The organism is Myxococcus sp. CA056, assembly GCF_013336715.1.
In the GTDB taxonomy this organism is placed as follows: Bacteria; Myxococcota; Myxococcia; order Myxococcales; family Myxococcaceae; genus Myxococcus; species Myxococcus llanfairpwllgwyngyllgogerychwyrndrobwllllantysiliogogogochensis.
This window is the reverse complement of record NZ_JABUMT010000012.1, coordinates 74,078-94,373: the sequence shown is the minus strand read 5'-3', so window position 1 is coordinate 94,373 and position 20,296 is coordinate 74,078. Positions and strand designations below refer to the sequence as shown.

Here is a 20,296-nt window from a genome sequence, read left to right as displayed (position 1 = left end):
ATGGCGCGCAAGCGACGGGAGCTGGCCCAGCGGCCTCCCCTGTCGCCGCGCGCGCGTCCCGAGCCACGTGACTTCGCGGACGCGCTTCTGAGACGAGCACCGGGGCGCCTGGTGAGTGTCATCGCGGAGGTGAAGCGCAAGAGCCCCTCGGGCGGCGCGTTTCCCCACGCGGACGTGGTGGCGGTGGCGCGGGCCTACGAGGCCGCGGGGGCGAGCGCCATCAGCGTGCTCACGGACGGGCCGGACTTCGGCGGCGCGCTGGAGGACCTCGTCGCGGTGCGAGCGGCGGTGTCGGTGCCCGTGCTGCGCAAGGACTTCCTCGTCGCCGCGCGCGAGGTGGAGGAAAGCGCCCTGTGGGGAGCGGACGCGGTGCTGCTCATCGCGGATGCGCTGGAGGATGGCGAGCTGCGGGAGATGCTCGCCACGGCGCGCGCGGTGAAGGTGGCGGCGCTGGTGGAGGCTCACACGGAGGCGCACGCCGAGCGAGCCCTGGCGGCGGGCGCGGAGCTGGTGGGCATCAACAACCGGGACCTGGCCACGTTGAAGACGGACGTGGGCACGGCGTTGCGGGTGATGCCTCGGCTTCGGACTCGCGCTCGGGTCCTGGTGGCCGAAAGCGGGCTCAAGTCCGTGACGGAGCTGGTGTTGGCGCGTGAGGCCGGAGCTGACGCGGTGCTGGTGGGTGAGTCGCTCTTGCGCGACGCGAACCCTGGACGGGCGCTGCGGCGGCTGCTCGGCGAGGAAGGCCTGTCACCGTGAGCGTTCGGGTGAAGGTCTGTGGTGTCACCCGGCTGGAGGATGCTCGAGGCGCGTGGGAGGCGGGCGCGGATGCGCTCGGGCTCAACTTCTACGCGCGCTCTCCCCGGTGCGTGGACGTGGCCACGGCGGCGGCGCTGGCGCGGACCCGGCCGCCGCTGGGCGCGGTGGTGGGCGTGTTCGTCAACGCCTCGCCGGACGACATCCGGGCGAAGGTGCGGGAGTGCGGCCTCACGGCGGTGCAGCTCCATGGGGACGAGCCTCCGGAGGCCTGCTCGGGGTACGGGGTGCCGGTCATCAAGGCGCTTCGCGTGCAGGGGCCGGATGATGTGGCGCGGGCTCGGACGTATCTGCGAGTGGGAGACGTGGCCGGGCTGCTGTTGGACGGGGCGGCGCCGGGGTATGGCGGAGGCGGCGTGGGCTTCGACTGGTCGCTGGTGGCGGGGCTGTCGGGGCATGGCGTGCCGGTGTTGGTGGCGGGTGGATTGAAGCCCTCCAACGTGGCGGAGGCGGTGCGCGCGACGCGGCCGTACGGAGTGGACGTGGCCAGCGGGGTGGAGTCGGCCCCGGGCATCAAGGACATGGACGCGGTGCGCGCCTTCGTGCGGGCCGCGAAGTCCATCAACCTCTGGGAGTGACAGGGATGAACACGGAGACTGCCGCCGGTCGCTTCGGGCGCTTCGGCGGGCGCTACGTGCCGGAGACGCTCGTCCCGGCGCTGATGGAACTGGAAGAGGCGTACGCGGCGGCTCGCGCGGACCCGACGTTCGACGCGGAAGTGGCGCGGGTGCTGCGCGAGTTCGTGGGCAGGCCCACGACGCTGACGCCCGCGCGCCGGCTGACCGAGGCATGGGGGGGCGCGCACGTCTGGCTCAAGCGCGAGGACCTGGCGCACACGGGCGCGCATAAAATCAACAACACCGTGGGTCAGGTGTTGCTCGCGTTGCGCATGGGCAAGAAGCGCATCATCGCGGAGACGGGCGCGGGCCAGCACGGCGTCGCGACGGCCACCGCGTGCGCGCTCTTCGGCCTGCCGTGCGAGGTGTACATGGGCGCGCTGGATGTGGAGCGGCAGGCGCTCAACGTCTTCCGGATGCGCGCGCTGGGCGCGGTGGTGCGCCCCGTGGAGTCGGGCTCGCGGACGCTGAAGGACGCGATGAACGAGGCCATGCGCACCTGGGTGTCGCAGGTATCGGACACGCACTACGTCATCGGCAGCGCGGCGGGGCCGCATCCGTATCCGACGGTGGTGCGCGACTTCCAGGCCATCATCGGCAAGGAGCTGCGCACGCAGGCGCAGGCCGCCTTCGGGAAGCTGCCGGATGCAATTGTGGCGTGCGTGGGTGGCGGTTCGAATGCGATTGGCGTGCTGCATCCGTTCATCGGCGACGCGAGCGTCCGGCTCATCGGCGTGGAGGCGGGAGGCCATGGGCTGGACTCGGGTCAGCATGGTGCGTCGCTGACGCTGGGTTCGGAGGGCGTGTTGCACGGCTCGCGCTCGCTGGTGTTGCAGGACGGGGACGGACAGATTCAGGAGGCGCACAGCATCTCGGCGGGCCTGGACTATCCGGGCGTGGGGCCGGAGCTGGCGCATCTGGCGAAGACGGGGCGCATGGAAGTGCGCACCGCCACGGACGACGAGGCGCTGGCGGCGTTCTACGAGGTGGCCCGGATGGAGGGCATCCTCCCCGCGCTGGAGACGTCGCATGCGTTCGCGCGAGGCAGGGAACTGGCGCGGGAGCTGGGCGTGGGTAGGTACCTGGTCATCAACTGCTCGGGCCGAGGGGACAAGGACGTCGCGACGATTTCCGCGCGAGGCGTCCCGCCCGCGGTGGGGGTGAAGGCGTGAGCGGCGATATCGCGAAGGCGTTCGCACGGGCGAAGGCGCGGGGCGAAGGCGCGCTGGTGGCGTACGCCATGGCGGGGGACCCGGACCTGCCGCGCTCGGTGGACGTGTTCACCGCGCTGGTGGAGGGTGGCGCGGACATCGTCGAGGTGGGCGTGGCGTTCAGCGACCCCATCGCCGACGGGCCCGTCATCCAGGGAGCCGCTGAGCGCGCGCTGAAGGCGGGCTCCACGCTGAAGCGCGTGCTGGAGGAGGTGGTGCCGGAGGTGCGTCGGCGCTGCCCGGAGACGCCGCTGGTCATCATGACGTACGTCAACGTCATCATGGCGATGGGTGAGGAGCGCTTCGCGAAGCTGGCGCGTGAGCGCGGCGTGTCGGGAGCCATCCTTCCGGACCTGCCGCCCGAGGAGAGCGGGAGCCTGCGCGCCACGTTCGACGCGGCGGGCGTGGACCTGATTCCGCTGTGCGCGCCGACGACGCCGCGAGCGCGAGCGGAGGCCATCGCGAAGGACGCGCGCGGCTTCGTGTACTGCGTGTCGGTGGCGGGCGTGACGGGTATGCGCGCCGAGCTGCCGCCGGACCTGTCGCAGCGGTTGGACCTGGTGCGCAACGCCTCGCCGGTGCCGGTCGTCGCGGGCTTCGGCATCTCCAGCGCGGACCAGGCGCGGACATTGTCGGCGCATGCGGACGGCGTGGTGGTGGGCAGCGCCATCGTCCGGGCCGCGCATGCTGACGGGCCTCAGGCCGCCAAGGCGCTCTGCGCTGAAATCAAGCGCGGCCTGAAGCGCTGAGCGAAGAGGCTTCGGTACGAGGGAGAACGGCGCGAGGAACCCGTCCTCGCAGCGCCTCTCTCGTACCGCACGCGAAGCTATCGGAACGCGTCACCCTGGACCATCTGCATGGCGGAGGGCGCGCACCTGCCATGTCTGAATCGTGATGGGACCGTGAGGAACCCCAAGCCCTCGCCATGTTTCATGACGGCCTTTCCGACGGAGTTGGAGAGGAGTCCTTCATGAGATGTGGCAACTGGGCCGGAGTGATGGCGACGGTGCTGTTTACGGCGAGCCCCACGCACGCGCAGATGGAACCACAAGCAGTCTCCCCACTGGCGTGCCTGCTTACGGCATCGCATGGGGCACTCCGAATCCACTTCGAAATCAATCGCTGTTACGTCAGCGAGTCGGGGACGGTGAACCTCATCCTGACGCCCTTCGTGGCGAAGATTGAAGGAGGATACGACTCGGGGCTCTACTTCAGCCTCCGAGTGTCACAGCGGACGCTCTCACCCATCGCCGGATACCAGATGGTCCGCGAGCTGGTGGATGCAGCCACCCAGCAAGAGACAGCGCCCGATTGCGGAGACAATGGGAGCTATCGGGCGGCCCTTGAGTGGAGCTGCGATACCCGGAGCACCGCCGGCTGGCAGACCACTGCGCTTAGCGCCCCCACTTGCTACGCGGACGTCTTTCCTGACCTCCCCTATGGGACCGCTACGCACAAGGGGACCGCCGTGGACACGAAAGCGGAGGAGCCGTTCTACATGCGCGCCTACGGCATCCATCGCGTTGCGAACCGGATGCTCCAGGAGGCACTGCGCTAAAGCGGGCCCGGCGCACCTCAGGGCGTCGCCGAGCGAGCCTTCTCCCAGATGGCCCGGTAGTCATACGTCGGGTAGAACTCCGTGCGGAACGCGCCCCACGCGCCCTTCTCGAACGCGAGGTTCACCTCGCGCAGTTTCTCGGGAGGAAGCCGCACGGTGACGACCTGTCCCACGCCCATCATCACGTACCAGGACACCACCTCCACGCCGGGAGGCGGGAAGCTCTTGCGAAAGCCCGTGCGGTCCAAATGCGCGTTGATCTCCTCCAGCGTCTTGCCCTGGTCGTGCTTCATGAAGATGGTCAGCAACATCGTGCCATCCGTGCTGGCCCCTTCCCCGCTGGAGCCTGCGCATGTCCCGGCAGCGCCAGTGTCGAGGCCAGGAGCAACGCGAGGACGGTGGAAGCATGGGGCAACGGGCGAAGGTGACGCATGCGTGACTCCTCGGGAGCAACGTGAATCACCCCAGGGTGCGGTGGACGACGCACGGGTTCAAGCCTCGCGCGTCCGTCGTTGGACAGCGGACCAGATGAAGCGCGCGCCTGGCACGGCGTGGATGGCACAATCCGACCAATGAAAACGCGGGGTCCGCAGGTGGTGCTCGTCCGTCACGGAGAGACGGCATGGAGCCGCAGTGGCCAGCACACGGGGCGCACGGACGTCCCGCTGCTGGAGGAGGGTCGGAAGATGGCGGCGCTGCTCGGCGCCCCCCTGCGCGCCTGGACCTTCTCCCAGGTGTGGAGCAGCCCCCTGAGCCGAGCCTTCGAGACCTGCGCGCTGGCCGGCTACGGCGACGCGGCCCAGCGGCGTGATGACCTCATGGAGTGGGACTACGGCGACCACGAGGGCCGCACCGGCGCGGAGATTCGCGTGGAGCACCCCGGCTGGACGGTGTGGAAGGACGGAGTGCCCCACGGCGAGACAGTGCAACAGGTGGGCGCTCGCGCGGACCAGGTCATCGCCGATGCCCGCGAGGAGAAGGGAGACATCCTCATCTTCTCCCACGGCCACTTCCTGCGCGTGCTCGCCTCGCGCTGGCTGGGCCTCCCGCCGGATGATGGCCGACTGTTCCTCTTGAGCACCGGCTCCATCAGCGTGCTCGGCTCCGACGGAGATGCCGCCCAGCCGGCACTCGCCGGCTGGAACGACACCACCCACCTCAAGGGGTGAGCCACGCCACGCGGCGCGGGCTCAGCACTCTCCGCAGCTCAGCACGGAACCACTGCTCGTCTGCTCGTAGTCCGTGCACGAGGCGCCCGCCGGATTGAAGCACACGCGATAGCGCTCCTGCGCGCCCATGAGCGCGGGGTTGGGCTCGCGGTAGAGGATGCCGCAACACGGGGGCAGCAGCTCCGCGCCGTCCTTCGCGGGAGGCGCCTCGGCGGCGACGCCATTCGGACAGCCCCAGGGGTCCTCCTCGCAGACCCAGCGCGTGCCACAGGCGGAATTGAGGCCGCAGTAGCTACCACCCACGGAGTACCAGGGAGACCAGTTCGCGCAGGAGTCGTAGCCCGGGCACATGCCCAGCGCCGAGTCCACGCTGGACAGCTCCATCTCCTCCACTGGTACGCCCTGTCCACCTTCCGCGGACGACGCGCCTCCGCACGCGCCCAGCATCAGCGCGCCGAACACCACGGCAAGACCGCGCAACACCACGCTTCGGTTTCTCATCGAGGCTCCCTTCCGGCGCCGACCCCGGGAGGGGGCCTCGGTCGCCGGAAGGGCGATGCTACGCATGCGGGTTTCCACGCCCTGGAGCCCTGCTTCGTCGCAATCCAGACAGAGTCAGTCGAGCGACAATGACCCAGCCCCACAGGGCGATTCCCTTCTCTACAGGCGCCCCTCCAGGAAGTTCTTCACCAGGGTGGGTCCCTCGGGAGTCAGCACGCTCTCCGGATGGAACTGGAAGCCCACCACGGGCTTCTCGCGGTGGCGCAGCGCCATGACGAGCCCGTCCTGGCTCCACGCGATGGGCTCCAGTTCGGACGGCAGCGAGGACGCCTCCACGATGAGCGAGTGGTAGCGCGCGGCCTGGAACCCCTGGCTCGCGCCGGTGAAGACACCCGAGCCTCCGTGCTGGATGCGCGCGGACTTGCCGTGCACCGGCTCCGGTGCGCGTATCACCTTGCCGCCAAAGGCCGCGCCAATGGACTGATGTCCCAGGCACACGCCCAGCACCGGCACGCGCGACTGGGCAATCGCGGCCACGCTGATTCCGGCCTCGTGCGGCGTGCAGGGGCCCGGGGAAATCACCAGATGTGACGCCCCCTGGGCCGCGACGCCCGCGATATCGAGCGTGTCATTGCGCACCACCTTCACCTCGGCGCCCAGCGTGTAGAGGAGCTGGACGAGGTTGAAGGTGAATGAGTCGTAGTTGTCGATGACGAGAATCATCGGCCACCTCCCTCACGAGCCAGCCGGAGCGCGGCGGCCATGGCACCCGCCTTGGCCTCCGTCTCATCGGCTTCCTTCGACGGCACCGAGTCCGCCACCAGTCCCGCGCCCGCGGTCCACATGGTCCGGTCTCCATCCACGAAGAAGGTGCGCAAGGCGATGGCCACATCCAGCGTGCCGCAGAAGGACAGGTAGCCCACCGCGCCCGAGTAGGGCCCGCGCCGCTGCACCTCCAACTCGTCGATGATCTGCATCGCGCGAATCTTCGGCGCGCCGGATACGGTGCCAGCGGGGAAGGTGCTGGCCAGCGCATCGAGCGCGTCGAACTTCGAGTCCAGCTTCCCGCGCACCTGCGAGACGATGTGCATCACGTGGCTGTAGCGCTCGATGACCATCAGGTCCTCGACGCGCACCGAGCCCGGCGCCGCCACGCGACCCACGTCATTGCGGCCCAGGTCCACCAGCATGATGTGCTCGGCGCGTTCCTTCTCGTCCGCGAGCAGCTCCTTCTCCAACGCCAGGTCCTCCGCCTCGGAGGCTCCGCGCCGCCGCGTGCCGGCGATGGGGCGCACCACCACGTCCCCGTCGCGCACCTGCACGAGCAGCTCCGGCGATGCACCCACCAGCGCGCGCGCCTCGCCCAGCTCCACCAGGAACAGGTACGGCGAGGGGTTCACGCGCCGCAGCGCGCGGTAGAGCGACAAGGGAGGAGGCGCGCCTCGCGACTCGAAGCGTCGCGCGAGCACCACCTGGAAGATGTCGCCCGCGCGGATGTATTCCTTGGAGCGCTCCACCGCGGCCTCGTAGCTGGCGCGGTCCCAGCAGGCCACGGGCTCCCCATCGCCCTTCATGCGAGGCGAAGGTGCATAGGCCTCCGGAGGCAGCGGCTTGAGGAGTCGCTCGGCCATGGACTGCGCGCGGTCCTCCGCGTCCTTCAGCGCGACGGCCACGCTGGCATGCAGCGAGGGCCGGGCGATGGCGGTGACCTTGAGCGTCCCCGTGCGCGAGTCGTGGGTGACGAAGTCCTCGGAGATGAGCCACTCGGAGTCCGGAAAGGACGTGTCGCGAGGGTGCCGGTCCGGAACGGTGGGCTCCATCCACGAGACGCAGTTGTAGTCCATGTACCCCACGAGCCCGCCGAGGAACGGCGCCTCACCCGGGAGCCGGGCCACCGCGAGCTCACGCCACAAGGAGCGCAGCACGTCCATCGGCTTGCCGTCGCGCCGCTCCTCGCGCGAGCCACGCCACACGGTGGCGCCGTGCGCGTCCAGGCGCACGCGACCCGCGGCGTGGGTGCCCACGTGGCTGTAGCGCCCGAAGCGCTCGCCGCCGTAGCACGACTCGAGGATGAAACCGCGCGAGCCTCCGCCCAGCTTCAGATACGCCGACAGCGGCGTGTCGAGGTCCGCCGGCAACTCCACCGAGACCGGCACTGCCTCGCCCTGCTCCGCGCGCTGGCGGTAGGCCGCCTTCCGCTCCTGTGCATCCATGGTCATGACCTCTCCCCCGCTACCGCATTGTCTCCGTCCTCGAGACAACCGAGGACTTCGCTCCGGGTGGCGGCTCCCGCGCGACCTTCAAGCGCACGCAAGCCGCGCCCCCGCGGCGCGGTCCTCGGTGTAGCGCGGCGGACGTGTCCCGGCGAGGACCATCAGCGAGCCCCTGGGCCGCCATTCCCGGTGAAGCCGTCAAGGCGGGGAGTGATGACCGGGCGGCTGGCGACCATCCCAGGAACCAGGGCGGGTAAGAGGCCTGCGCACCCCGGTGGTCGCGCTCGGAAGCCCTCGTTATTTCTGAAGGACCGTGGACGCCTCCGTCTCCTTCCAGGCCCGAAGGCCGCTCGTCACAGTGACGCCCCACGGGCTCTATTGTGAGCCTGGAGGTTTCCACATCGACCCCTGGCGTCCGGTGGAACGGGCGCTCATCACCCATGCGCACGGGGACCACGCGCGCTCGGGCCACCAGCGATACCTGGGCACCCGAGCGGGCGAGGCCCTGCTGCGACGTCGAGTGGGCGCCGACTCACACATCGACACCCTGGAGTATGGCGAGTCGCTGAAGCTCGGCGACGTCACCGTGAGCTTCCACCCGGCGGGCCACGTGTTGGGGAGCGCGCAGGTTCGCCTTGAGCACCAGGGCGAGGTGTGGGTCGTCTCTGGCGACTACAAGCGCGCGGCGGACCCGACGTGCGCGCCCTTCGAGGTGGTGCGCTGCCACACCTTCATCACCGAGGCGACGTTCGGCCTGCCCATCTTCCGCTGGGACGATGCGCGCGAAGTGGCGGAGGACATGCTGCGGTGGTGGGACGCGAATCGCGCGGTGGGACGCTGGGCGGTGCTGTTCTGCTACGCCCTGGGCAAGGCCCAGCGGATCCTCGCGGAGCTGGCGCGACTGACGGACCGGACCGCCTTCATCCATGGCGCGCTGCATGGGTTGGTGGAGGCCTACCGGGACGCGGGCGTGAAGATGCTGCCCACGCAGCTCGCATCGGAGGTGGAGAAGGGCACGTCCTTCGCGGGCGCGCTGGTGCTGGCGCCTCCGAGCGCGGGCGGCTCCACCTGGATGCGGCGGTTCGGCGAGGCGGAGACAGGTTTCGCTTCGGGCTGGATGCGCGTGCGCGGCAACAGGCGGCGACGAGGCTTCGACCGGGGCTTCGTGCTGTCGGACCATGCGGACTGGCCCGCGCTGCTGCGCACGGTCGCGGACACAGGCGCGGAGCGGGTGCTGACGACACACGGCTCCGCCGAGCCCCTGGCGCGCTACCTCCGCGAGCAAGGCGTGAACGCATCCCCGCTGGCGACCCCCTTCGAGGGCGAGGCGGAGGACTGACCCATGCGACGACTCGCGGACCTGTACGAGCGCCTGGACCAGACCACCTCCACGAACGCGAAGGTGGAGGCCCTCACGCGCTACTTCCAGGAAGCGCCTCCCGAAGACGCCGCGTGGGCGCTGTACTTCCTCACGGGACAGAAGCTGAAGCGACTGCTCACCACGAAGCTGCTGGTGGGATGGACACAGGAGCTGACGGGCATTCCCGACTGGCTGTTCGCGGAGGTGTACGCGTCCGTCGGGGACCTGGCGGAAGTCATCGCCCTGCTGCTGGACAACCTGGAACGACCGAGCACACCGGAAGAGCTCCCGCTGTCGCTATGGCTCACCCAGCGACTCATGCCCCTGCGTGAGCTGGAGGTATCAGCGCAGCGCGAGCAGGTGGTGTCCTGGTGGCGGTCGATGCCCCGGCGCGAAGTCTTCCTGTTGAACAAGATGCTCACCGGGGAGCTGCGCGTGGGCGTCTCATCCACCCTGGTGGTTCGCGCACTCGCGAAGGTGGCGGAGCTTCCCGCGCCGGACGTCGCGCACCGGTTGATGGGGACCTGGACGCCCTCGAAGGAGTTCTTCCAGCAGCTCGTCTCGCCGGACGTCTCGGATGGGCACCATTCGCGCCCGTATCCGTTCTATCTGGCGTCTCCCCTGGAGCAACCGCCGGAGTCCCTGGGCGACCTCTCCGAGTGGCTGGTCGAATGGAAGTGGGACGGCATTCGAGGCCAGCTCATCCATCGGCGGGGCGACGTCTATCTCTGGAGTCGGGGAGAGGAGCTCATCACCGACCGCTTCCCCGAAATCACCGAGGCGGCGAAGGCCCTCCCCGAAGGCACGGTATTGGACGGCGAGGTGTTGGCGTACGAGGACGGCAAGCCCCTGCCCTTCGCGCGGCTCCAGCGTCGAATCGGTCGGCAGAAGCTGACGCCCCGGGTGCTCGCGGAGGCGCCCGCCGCGTTCATCGCGTACGACTTGCTGGAACAGGACGGTCAGGACTTGAGGGCGCTGCCGCTGCGCGAGCGTCGCGAGCGACTGGCCGCGCTGCTCAAGCACCATCCCGCCTTCCCACTGTCCCCCGCCGTGGAGGCGTCCTCGTGGGAGGCCCTGGCGCACACGCGAAGCGAGGCACGTGAGCGGAACGTCGAGGGCTTCATGCTCAAGCGTTCGAGCTCCGCGTACCTCACGGGGCGCAAGCGTGGCGATTGGTGGAAGTGGAAGATCGACCCGTTCACCGTGGACGCGGTGCTGCTCTACGCTCATCCGGGACACGGCCGACGCTCCTCGCTGTACACCGATTACACCTTCGCCGTGTGGAACGGCACGGACCTGCTGCCGGTGACGAAGGCGTATTCGGGCCTCACGGACGAAGAGATTGGCCGACTGGACCGGTGGATTCGCGCGCACACGCGCGAGAAGTTTGGACCGGTGCGTTCGGTGGAGCCCGAGCAGGTCTTCGAGCTGCACTTCGAGGGCATCCAGAAGTCACCCCGCCACAAGTCGGGCGTCGCGCTGCGCTTCCCTCGCATCGCCCGCTGGCGCACGGACAAGAAACCGGGGGACGCCGACTCGCTGGACTCGCTCAAGGAGCTGCTCCATGCCGGCGCGTAGGTCGCCCTCGCTCCGAGCCCAACTCCAGGCCAGGAGAAAGGCACTCCATGGCGACACGACCTCGACTCCCGCGACCCCGAGGAGGAAGAAACCTCGCCCAGGAGCGCGCTCACCTCCGGCAGTGAGAAGCCCTCCCATGGAGCGACTTCGCGGCTGGTTCACGTCGAAGGGTTGGACGCCCTACGCCTTCCAGGAGGAAGCCTGGGCCGCGTATGCGCGCGGGGACAGTGGGCTCATCCACGTCCCCACTGGCGCGGGGAAGACGTACGCCGCCTATCTCGCGCCGCTGGCGGAAGTGGCCGAGCACGGAGAGAAGGGGCTCCAGCTTCTCTACGTGACGCCGCTGCGTGCGGTGTCACGCGACGTGGAGCAGGCCCTTCGCGAGCCGCTGAGCGTGCTGGATGCGGACCTCGAAGTGGAGAGCCGCACCGGAGACACCTCCTCCTCGGTGCGACAGCGACAACGGCAGCGCCTTCCCGAAGTGCTCATCACCACACCGGAGTCGCTCTCGGTGATGTTGTCGAACGAGCGCGCACCGGAGCTGTTCTCCTCGCTGCGCGCCGTCATCGTGGACGAGTGGCACGAGCTGCTTGGCTCCAAGCGAGGCACGCAGACGGAGCTCGCCCTGGCGCGATTGCGAGGCTTCGCGCCACGCATGCGCACCTGGGCGCTGTCCGCCACGCTGGCCAACCTGGAGCAAGCCGCCCGACACGCGGTCGGCACCCGCGTCCGCCCCACCCTCGTCAGCGCGGACCTGGAGCGCCCGGTGGACGTGGAGACATTGCTGCCGGACGAGGTGGACACCTTTCCATGGGCGGGACATCTGGGCTTCACCATGCTGGCCCGCGTCGCCGCGCGATTGGACCCGGCGCAATCCACGCTCATCTTCACCAACACGCGCTCCCAGGCGGAGCGCTGGTTCGAGGGCCTGCGCTTCGCGCGTCCCGAGTGGGAACACCTGCTCGCGCTGCACCATGGGTCCATCGACCGTGACGAGCGGGAGCACGTGGAGCGCGGACTCAAGGACGGCTCCCTGCGCATCGTCGTGTGTACCTCGTCGCTGGACCTGGGCGTGGACTTCGGCCCCGTCGAGCGAGTGGTGCAGGTGGGCAGCCCCAAGGGCATCGGTCGAACGCTCCAGCGCGCGGGACGCGGAGCCCACCGCCCCGAGGCCACATGCAACATCCTCTTCGTTCCCACACACGCACTCGAGCTGGTGGAGATGGCCGCCGCCCGGGATGCCCTCGCACGCAAGGAAGTCGAGCCGCGCGAGCCTCCCAGCAAGCCCTTGGACGTGCTGGCCCAGCATCTGGTGACGTGCGCGCTCGGAGGCGGCTTCACCCGAGAAGCCCTGCGCCATGAGGTGCGCGGCGCCGCGGCCTACGCGGACCTCACCGATGAGGAGTTCGACTGGACGCTCACGCTGGTCCGTGAAGGCGGCCCCACGCTGACCGCCTACCCGGAGTTCCGCCGAGTCGAGGAGCACGAGGGACGCTTCGTCGTGAAGGACGCCCGCGTCGCCCGGCTGCACCGCCTCAACATCGGCACCATCAGCTCCGACGCCGTGGTGGAGCTGCGCTACTGGAGCGGGGGACGGTTGGGCAGTGTGGAGGAGTCCTATGTCAGCCGGCTGCGCCCGGGAGACACCTTCCAGTTCGCCGGAAAGAAGCTGGAGCTCGGCCGACTCCAGGGGCTCACCGCGTATGTGCGGCCCGCGAAATCGAAGGTGACGCGAACCCCGCGCTGGGGCGGCAGTCGCCTTCCACTGTCCACCTCACTGGCCGCCGCCGTCCGCCGCACCCTCGACTCCGCGCGCCACGGCGACGTCACCTCCGATGAGCTGGCCGCCGCGTGGCCCGTCCTGGAGGCCCAGGAGCGACTGTCACGCATCCCCGCTGCGGGCTCACTGCTGGCGGAGATGTGTCAGACGCGCGACGGGCACCACCTCTTCCTCTATCCCTTCGAGGGACGGCGGGTGCACGAAGGACTCGCGGCCCTGCTCGCCCTGCGGCTGACGCGACTCCAGAAGGCCACCTTCGGTGTGTCCGTGAATGACTACGGACTGGAGCTGCTCAGCCCCGCACCCTTTCCCTTCGAGGAAGCCCTGCGCCCCCGCCTCTTCACGCGCGAGCGCCTGGTGGAAGATGTCCTCGAGAGCGTCAACGTGGGCGAGCTGACGAAGCGTCAGTTCCGGGACATCGCCCGCGTTGCGGGCCTGGTGCTGCCCGGGCTCCCCGGAGCGCGCAAGTCCACGCGGCAGGTACAGACGAGCGCCGCCCTCCTCCATGATGTCTTCGCCCGCTATGACCCGGGGCACCTGCTGCTCACCCAGGCCCGCCGCGAGGTGCTGGAGCAGCAGTTCGAGCAGGGCCGCCTGGAGCGCGCGCTGGAACGCCTGGAGTCGAGCCCCCTGGAGCTGCTCCATGTCCGGAGGCCCACGCCCCTGGCCTTTCCGCTCGTCGTCGAGCGCATCAGCGCGAGCCTCTCCAGCGAGTCCCTGCTGGAGCGGGTGGAGCGAATGAAGGAGCGATGGACGCGAGACGATGCCAGGTCCGCGTAGGCGGCACCCCGCTGGAGCTTCTTCCAGAACGAGCCCTGCACTGGCCCGAAGCCCGCACGCTCGCGGTGGCCGACCTGCACTGGGGCAAGACGGAGAGCTTCCAGCAACACGGCATCCCCCTCCCCCTGGGGGTGCTCGAGGACGACCTGGCCCGCCTGTCCTCGGCGCTCGCCACCACGGGCGCCCGTCGGCTGCTCGTCCTGGGAGACCTCGTCCACTCCAGGGAAGGCCTCACCCCCGCGCTCATCCGAAGGCTCGCGGACTGGCGCGCCTCCCACGCCGACGTGGAGCTGGTGCTGGTCCGGGGCAACCATGACCTCCGCGCGGGACCCCTGCCAGCGGAGTGGCACCTGGACGTCCACGAGTCCCACCTGGATGAGGGCCCCTTCCGCTTCGCCCACCACCCCACCCCCTCAGCGGGCCGGTACGTGTGGGCCGGTCATCTCCACCCCACCGTGAGGCTGGCGGCTGGCGCGGACCGCCTCCGTCTCCCATGCTTCCATCTGGGGCGAGAGGTGGGCGTGCTCCCCGCCTTCAGCGCGTTCACCGGCGGGCTCGACCTGAAGCGCCGGCCCGGGGAGCGTGTCTTCGCCCTCGCCGGCCCCTCCGTGGTCGAGGTGTAGGATGAGCGACTCCAAGCGCCGCAGGATTCTGGGCATCATCGCCACGGACACCACCTTCGAGCGCACCGAGCACCGGGGCCGGGAGGCCTGGCTGGGCAAGTGCCTGCACTGCAACGCGCATCTCGTGGTGGGGCTGGATGGCGAGCCCATCAGTCGGGCCACCATCGAGCACATCCTCCCGCGGACGGCCGGGGGGACGGACGCGCCGGAGAACCTGGGCCTGGCCTGCGCCCGCTGCAACCAGGGCAAGGGCCGCCGGCATGACCCGAACTACCACCGGGACGCGCGCGCCCGGGAGCTGGTGGAGAAGCTGCTCACCCGCCGAAAACAGCGCTGGCGGGAGCCCGACGGCGCGGACTCCGAGTAAGCCTGTCGCAAGTCTCGGTCGACGACATGTCTCTGTCCGAAGCTGAACCCGCGCGCAGGTCTGCCCATACGTCGCGTGAGCATCACGCCAAGCCATCCGAGGGCGCGCGATGATCCACCGTGGAGGGGCAAAGGCTCAACGTCGCTTCCTCCCGCCAGAAGAGAGATTCATCACCTCCGGACCGCGATTTCCCGCCTCCGCGCGAGGAAGTGGTATCCCACGGCCACAACATCAGAATGGTTGACACTGCGGTGTCGATGGTCGATGGTCCCGCGCCGCGTTGGGTTGGGCCTGGAGGAGGGACCTGCCCGCGGCAACATCCATAGAGGTTTCGTTGGACGTGACTGCTTCGCCTTCCGCGTGCCAGGAGCCGCCCCCCCGCCCCGACGGGGCCGGGATCGCCCCGCCGCTTCTCGCGTTCGGCCACGTCCGCGCCTCTTCCTCTTCTTCTGTCACCGCAGTTGTAGAAGCCCCCTTGCCCATGGTCCTGGTATGAGCGGCCCTCTGTTTCCACGCTGGACGAACACGGTGTCTCGGCTGTCCGCCGCGGCGCTTCTTGCCGTGCCCGCCATCGGTATCGGCGGCCTCATGGCTTACGTACGGTCTCCGTACGTCACCAACCAGCAGATGCCCATCGAGCAGCCCATCGAATTCGACCACCGGCACCACGCGGGGGACGAGAAGATCGACTGCCAGTATTGCCACTGGAGTGTGGACAAGGCGCCCTCCGCGGGCATCCCGTCCACCACCGTGTGCATGTCCTGCCACGCCCAGGTGTGGAACAAGAGCCCGTACCTCACCGAGGTGCGCAAGGCCTTCTTCGCCGACTCACCCATCCAGTGGGTCCGCGTCCACAACCTGCCGGACTTCGTCTACTTCAACCACGCCATCCACGTGAACAAGGGCGTGGGATGCGCCAGCTGTCACGGCCGCATCGACCAGATGGGCGCGGTGGAGCAGTTCGCTCCGCTCACCATGGCCTGGTGTCTGGAGTGTCACCGCAATCCCGAGCCGCACCTGCGGCCCTCGGAGTTCATCACGTCGATGACGTGGACTCCGCCGTCGGACAAGGCCGAGGCCATCGCGCTCGGCGAGAAGCTGAAGGATGAGTACGACGTCCACTCGCGCACGAGCTGCTCCACATGCCACCGATGAACACGAAGCGCGACGGCGCGCCGTCGCAGGAATCCTCTTCCTTCGCGCTCCCGGTCGTGTCGGACCGGCCCGCCGCGGCGCCTGACGCCGTCGGTGAGGCACTGGAGCACGCCGCAGCGAACGCCGACTCCGCCGAGCACGGCTACGGCCAGTCGTACTGGCGCAGCCTTGAGGAGAAGCTGGGCACCTCCGAGTACATGGAGGAGTCCCGCCCGGAGTTCCCCGTGGGCGCGGACCTGCCCCCCACGGGCTTCATCCGCCGCGAGTTCATGCAGTTGCTCGGCGCGTCGCTGGCCCTGGCCGGCGCCACGGCCTGCAGCACCCGTCCCGCGGACGAGAAGCTGCTGCCGTACACGAAGACGCCGCCGGAAGTGACTCCCGGCAACCCCCTGCACTACGCGTCCGCGATGACGCTGTCCGGTCACACCTCCGGCCTGCTCATCACCGCCCGCGAGGGTCGCCCGGTGAAGGTCGAGGGCAACCCCGACCACCCGGTCAACCAGGGCGCCGCCTGCACCTTCGAGCAGGCGTGGCTGCTGTCGCTCTATGACCCGAGCCGCGCGCGCGTGCTGCGCCAGGGCAAGACGCCCCGCGCCCAGCGCGTGCTCAACGAGACCATCGCGTCCCTGGTCGGCAAGTCCGCCTCGGAGAACGGTGGCTCGCGCGTGCGCTTCCTCACGGAGGCGGTGGGTTCGCCGCTGACGAGCGACCTGCGCAACCGCATCATCAAGAAGCTGCCCAACGCGCGCTTCCACAGCGCCTCGTCCAACCAGGACACGCAGGCGGAGACGCTGCGCACCCTGTTCGGCGGGCAGCACGTGGCCGCGCTGTACGACTTCTCCCAGGCGGACATCGTCCTGTCGCTGGACGCGGACTTCCTGGAGAGCTGCCCGGGCAACCTGCGCAACATCCGCGAGTTCGCGGACCGTCGCGACCCGCGCAAGGGCAAGCTCAACCGCCTCTACATGGCGGAGGCCCGCTTCTCCATCACCGGCGGCATGGCGGACCACCGCCTGCGCCTGAAGTCGCAGGAAGTCCTCGGCCTCGCCGCCGCGGTGGCCCAGGCCATTGGTGGCAGCGCCGCTTCCCTGGCGGGCGCCGCGGCCGCGAAGTCGCCGCTGCGCGGTGAGCTGGGCAACTGGGTGCAGGCGGTCGCCTCCGACCTGCGCGCCGCCGGCCCCGGCCGGTCGCTGGTCATCGCGGGTGAGCGTCAGCCCGCCGCGGTCCACGCGCTGGCCCACGCCATCAACAACGCGCTCGGCAACGGCGACAAGACGGTCCGCTACATCCAGGCCCCCATCGCGGAAGCGACGGGCATGTCCGAGGTCCGCACCCTGGTGCAGGACATCGAGGCCGGCCGCGTCGACACGCTGGTCATCACCGCCTACAACCCCGTCTTCACGCTGCCGGACGACGTGGGCCTGGGCAAGGTGCTCAGCAAGGACCACCCCGCCCGCGCCAGGCTCAACGTCCTCTACACGGCGCTCTACGAGGACGAGACCAGCGCGCACGTCGACTGGTTCATCCCCGCGGCGCACCCGCTGGAGACGTGGGGCGACGGCCGCTCGGTGGAGGGCACCGTCTCCATCGCCCAGCCGCTCATCCAGCCGCTCTTCAACGGCATGCCGGAGTCGGAGCTGCTCGCCATGTTCCTGGACGAGCCCTTCCGCCCCGCCTACCAGCTCCTGCGCGACTACTGGCGCGGGCAGACGGCGAACGCGGCGGACTTCGAGGCCCGCTGGGAGTCCTGGGTCGCCCAGGGCTTCATCGAGAACACCGCGTCCAACCCCGTCGCGGGCTCGCCGGACTTCGGCGCCGCCGCCTCGCTGGTCGCGGGCTACACGCCCCCGGCCTCGGGTGACCTCGAGCTGAACTTCGTCAACGACTACAAGGTCTACGACGGCCGCTTCGCCAACAACTCCTGGCTGCAGGAGCTGCCCGAGCCCATCACCAAGATGGTCTGGGACAACGCCGCCCTGCTGGGTCCGGACACGGCGAAGGCGCTCAACCTCGCTCCCGGCGACATGGCGGAGCTGACCTACAACGGCCAGAAGCTGACGGTGCCGGTGTGGGTGGTTCCGGGCCACGCCGACAACACCGTGACCATCGCCCTGGGCTACGGCCGCAACGGGCTGCACGAGCAGGTCGCCAAGGGCGTGGGCTTCAACGTCAACCCGATTCGCACCAGCAAGAACCCCTGGTTCGACGGCGGCGCCACGCTCACCAAGGTGCGCGGCAGCTACAAGTTCAGCCTGACGCAGACGCACTGGCGCATGGAGAACCGCCCCATCGCGCTGGACATGCCCATCTCCGAGCTGGAGCACCCGTCCACGGAGACGCAGCACACCCTGCACCGCGTGAAGGGCGAGCTGAAGCCGGGCATCCAGGACAACCTCGTCGATTTCGACTACTCCAAGGGCTACAAGTGGGGCATGGCCATCGACCTGTCCCGCTGCACGGGCTGCAGCGCGTGCGTGGTGGCCTGCCAGGCGGAGAACAACATCCCCGTCGTGGGCAAGGAGCAGGTGGGCCGCAGCCGTGAGATGAACTGGCTGCGCATCGACCGGTACTTCGAGGGTCCCGAAAACGACCCGAAGATGGTCATGCAGCCCGTGATGTGCGTGCACTGCGAGAAGGCCCCCTGCGAGTACGTGTGCCCGGTGAACGCCACCGTGCACTCGGACGAGGGCCTGAACGACATGGTGTACAACCGCTGCGTCGGCACGCGGTACTGCTCCAACAACTGCCCGTACAAGGTCCGCCGCTTCAACTACCTGCACTACACCGCGGGCAAGACGGCCACCGAGAAGATGCTGATGAACCCGGACGTCACGGTGCGCAACCGCGGCGTCATGGAGAAGTGCACGTACTGCGTGCAGCGCATCGAGCGCGCCCGCATCGACGCGCGCGTCAACAAGCACCTCATCAAGGAAGCGGACCTCAAGACGGCGTGCCAGCAGACGTGCGCCGCCCAGGCCATCGTCTTCGGCTCGCTGAACGACGAGAACCAGCTCGTCACCCAGCTCACCGAGGACGTCCGGGCCTACAAGCTCCTGCACGAGCTGGGCACCCGTCCGCGCACCTCGCACCTCATCCGCGTGCGCAACCCGAATACCGCCCTCGAGCCGGCCAAGGCCGCGACGAAGGAAGGGAGCCACTAATCATGGCCGAGACCGCCGCCACCCCGCTCGATCCGCTTGAGCCCCGGGACCTCATCCCGCCGCACCACGACGACAAATCCCTCAACGAGACGCTGCTGGACCATGTCTGGCGCAAGCCGGGCAAGGGCTGGTTCATGCTCTTCGGCCTGACGCTCAGCGCGCTGGGTCTGCTTGTCGTCGGCGTCACCTACACGCTCGCTCGAGGCATCGGCGTGTGGGGCAACAACCAGCCGGTCGGCTGGGCGTTCGACATCATCAACTTCGTCTGGTGGGTCGGTATCGGCCACGCCGGAACGCTCATCTCCGCCATCCTCCTGCTCTTCCAGCAGAAGTGGCGCACGAGCATCAACCGCTTCGCGGAAGCCATGACGCTGTTCGCCGTCATGTGCGCCGGTCTGTTCCCGCTGCTGCACACCGGCCGTCCCTGGTTCGCCTTCTGGCTGTTCCCCTACCCCAGCACCCTGGGCGCGTGGCCGCAGTTCCGCTCCCCGCTGGTGTGGGACGTGTTCGCCATCTCCACGTACCTCACGGTGTCCGCGCTGTTCTGGTTCGTGGGCCTCATCCCGGACCTGGCCGCGCTGCGTGACTCGTCCAAGACGAAGCTCCAGCGCACCATCTACGGCCTGTTCGCGCTCGGCTGGCGCGGCTCCGGTCGGCACTGGCACAACTACAAGATCGCCTACCTGCTCCTGGCCGGCCTCTCCACGCCGCTCGTCGTCTCGGTGCACACCATCGTTTCGTTCGACTTCGCGGTGTCCCTGCTGCCCGGCTGGCACGCGACCATCTTCCCGCCCTACTTCGTGGCTGGCGCCGTGTTCAGCGGCTTCGCGATGGTGATTACGCTCATCGTCCCGGCGCGAAAGTACCTGGGTCTGCGGGACGTGATTACGGACCGCCACCTGGAGAACATGAACAAGGTCATCCTCGCGACGGGCCTCATCGTGTCCTACGGGTACATGATGGAGCACTTCATCGCCTGGTACTCGCAGAACCAGTTCGAGTTCTGGACCTTCTACGTGAACCGCGCCACGGGCCCCTACGCCGGCGTGTACTGGCTGATGATTGCCTGCAACGTCATCACCCCGAACATCTTCTGGTTCAAGAAGTGCCGCACCAGCGTGCCCATCATGTGGGTGGCCTCCATCGCGGTGAACATCGGCATGTGGTGCGAGCGCTTCATCATCATCGTGACGTCGCTGAGCCAGGACTTCCTGCCGTCCTCGTGGGGCATCTACACCCCGACCTGGGTGGACTGGTGCATCTACATCGGCACGCTGGGCCTGTTCGGCACCCTGTTCCTCCTGTTCCTGAAGTTCGTGCCCGCGGTGGCCATCAGCGAAGTGAAGGAGCTCCAGCTGGAGCTCAAGCACGCCGCCCACCAGAAATCCCACGGAGCGCACTAGAGTC

At 69.0% G+C, this 20,296-nt stretch carries 18 protein-coding genes; 14 read left to right on the top strand and 4 right to left on the bottom strand.

What is annotated here, in order from left to right; all coding sequences use genetic code 11:
* From HUA76_RS33925 to HUA76_RS33905, 5 genes are all read left to right on the top strand, one after another.
* A complete protein-coding gene (locus tag HUA76_RS33925; protein WP_174463179.1) occupies positions 1-759 on the top strand; it encodes an indole-3-glycerol phosphate synthase TrpC in 759 nt (252 codons plus the stop codon).
* Positions 756-1,394, top strand: a complete 639-nt coding sequence (locus HUA76_RS33920; protein WP_174457622.1) for a phosphoribosylanthranilate isomerase — start codon at positions 756-758, stop codon at positions 1,392-1,394. Before HUA76_RS33925 ends, HUA76_RS33920 begins: the two co-directional genes overlap by 4 nt.
* Before the next feature lie 5 nt (positions 1,395-1,399).
* Positions 1,400-2,605, top strand: a complete 1,206-nt coding sequence (trpB, locus tag HUA76_RS33915) for a tryptophan synthase subunit beta (protein ID WP_141647855.1) — start codon at positions 1,400-1,402, stop codon at positions 2,603-2,605.
* A complete protein-coding gene (gene trpA, locus HUA76_RS33910; RefSeq protein ID WP_174463178.1) occupies positions 2,602-3,393 on the top strand; it encodes a tryptophan synthase subunit alpha in 792 nt (263 codons plus the stop codon). Before trpB ends, trpA begins: the two co-directional genes overlap by 4 nt.
* A gap of 221 nt (positions 3,394-3,614) precedes the next feature.
* A complete protein-coding gene (locus HUA76_RS33905; RefSeq protein WP_174457623.1) occupies positions 3,615-4,202 on the top strand; it encodes a hypothetical protein in 588 nt (195 codons plus the stop codon).
* Between the two features lie 17 nt (positions 4,203-4,219).
* On the opposite strand, the gene HUA76_RS33900 is transcribed toward HUA76_RS33905, so the two are convergent.
* The gene (locus HUA76_RS33900; protein WP_254614662.1) at positions 4,220-4,513 is read right to left on the bottom strand and encodes a hypothetical protein; all 294 of its coding nucleotides are present in this window, start codon (positions 4,511-4,513) and stop codon (positions 4,220-4,222) included.
* A 261-nt stretch (positions 4,514-4,774) separates the two neighbouring features.
* On the opposite strand from HUA76_RS33900, the gene HUA76_RS33895 reads away from it, so the two are divergent.
* Positions 4,775-5,371 (top strand): histidine phosphatase family protein, encoded by a 597-nt coding sequence (locus tag HUA76_RS33895; protein ID WP_174463177.1) that lies wholly within the window; start codon positions 4,775-4,777, stop codon positions 5,369-5,371.
* 21 nt (positions 5,372-5,392) lie between these two features.
* Here HUA76_RS33895 and HUA76_RS33890 read toward each other — a convergent pair whose 3' ends face one another.
* From HUA76_RS33890 to HUA76_RS33880, 3 genes are all read right to left on the bottom strand, one after another.
* Complete coding sequence (locus tag HUA76_RS33890) at positions 5,393-5,872, bottom strand: hypothetical protein (protein WP_174463176.1); 480 nt, start codon at positions 5,870-5,872, stop codon at positions 5,393-5,395.
* Between the two features lie 159 nt (positions 5,873-6,031).
* The gene (locus tag HUA76_RS33885; RefSeq protein ID WP_141647862.1) at positions 6,032-6,595 is read right to left on the bottom strand and encodes an aminodeoxychorismate/anthranilate synthase component II; all 564 of its coding nucleotides are present in this window, start codon (positions 6,593-6,595) and stop codon (positions 6,032-6,034) included.
* Entirely contained in the window at positions 6,592-8,085 is a 1,494-nt protein-coding gene (locus HUA76_RS33880) for an anthranilate synthase component I family protein (protein ID WP_141647867.1), read from the bottom strand. Before HUA76_RS33880 ends, HUA76_RS33885 begins: the two co-directional genes overlap by 4 nt.
* A 313-nt stretch (positions 8,086-8,398) precedes the next feature.
* Between HUA76_RS33880 and HUA76_RS33875 the strand changes: the two genes are divergently transcribed.
* The 8 genes from HUA76_RS33875 (at position 8,399) to nrfD (ending at position 20,292) form a co-directional block, all read left to right on the top strand.
* The gene (locus tag HUA76_RS33875) at positions 8,399-9,424 is read left to right on the top strand and encodes a ligase-associated DNA damage response exonuclease (RefSeq protein ID WP_174457626.1); all 1,026 of its coding nucleotides are present in this window, start codon (positions 8,399-8,401) and stop codon (positions 9,422-9,424) included.
* A 3-nt stretch (positions 9,425-9,427) separates the two neighbouring features.
* The gene (locus HUA76_RS33870) at positions 9,428-11,023 is read left to right on the top strand and encodes an ATP-dependent DNA ligase (protein WP_174463175.1); all 1,596 of its coding nucleotides are present in this window, start codon (positions 9,428-9,430) and stop codon (positions 11,021-11,023) included.
* Positions 11,024-11,159: 136 nt separating this feature from the next.
* Positions 11,160-13,583, top strand: coding sequence for a ligase-associated DNA damage response DEXH box helicase (locus HUA76_RS33865; RefSeq protein ID WP_254614661.1), 2,424 nt, complete (start codon positions 11,160-11,162; stop codon positions 13,581-13,583).
* The gene (gene pdeM / locus HUA76_RS33860; protein ID WP_174463173.1) at positions 13,553-14,206 is read left to right on the top strand and encodes a ligase-associated DNA damage response endonuclease PdeM; all 654 of its coding nucleotides are present in this window, start codon (positions 13,553-13,555) and stop codon (positions 14,204-14,206) included. The genes HUA76_RS33865 and pdeM overlap by 31 nt, the downstream gene beginning before the upstream one ends.
* A gap of 1 nt (position 14,207) precedes the next feature.
* Entirely contained in the window at positions 14,208-14,573 is a 366-nt protein-coding gene (locus tag HUA76_RS33855; protein ID WP_141646855.1) for an HNH endonuclease, read from the top strand.
* A gap of 492 nt (positions 14,574-15,065) precedes the next feature.
* Complete coding sequence (locus tag HUA76_RS33850) at positions 15,066-15,728, top strand: cytochrome c3 family protein (RefSeq protein WP_141646856.1); 663 nt, start codon at positions 15,066-15,068, stop codon at positions 15,726-15,728.
* A complete protein-coding gene (locus HUA76_RS33845; RefSeq protein ID WP_174457686.1) occupies positions 15,725-18,889 on the top strand; it encodes a TAT-variant-translocated molybdopterin oxidoreductase in 3,165 nt (1,054 codons plus the stop codon). Before HUA76_RS33850 ends, HUA76_RS33845 begins: the two co-directional genes overlap by 4 nt.
* 2 nt (positions 18,890-18,891) lie before the next feature.
* Positions 18,892-20,292 (top strand): NrfD/PsrC family molybdoenzyme membrane anchor subunit, encoded by a 1,401-nt coding sequence (gene nrfD / locus HUA76_RS33840; protein ID WP_141646857.1) that lies wholly within the window; start codon positions 18,892-18,894, stop codon positions 20,290-20,292.
* Positions 20,293-20,296: the final 4 nt, after the last annotated feature.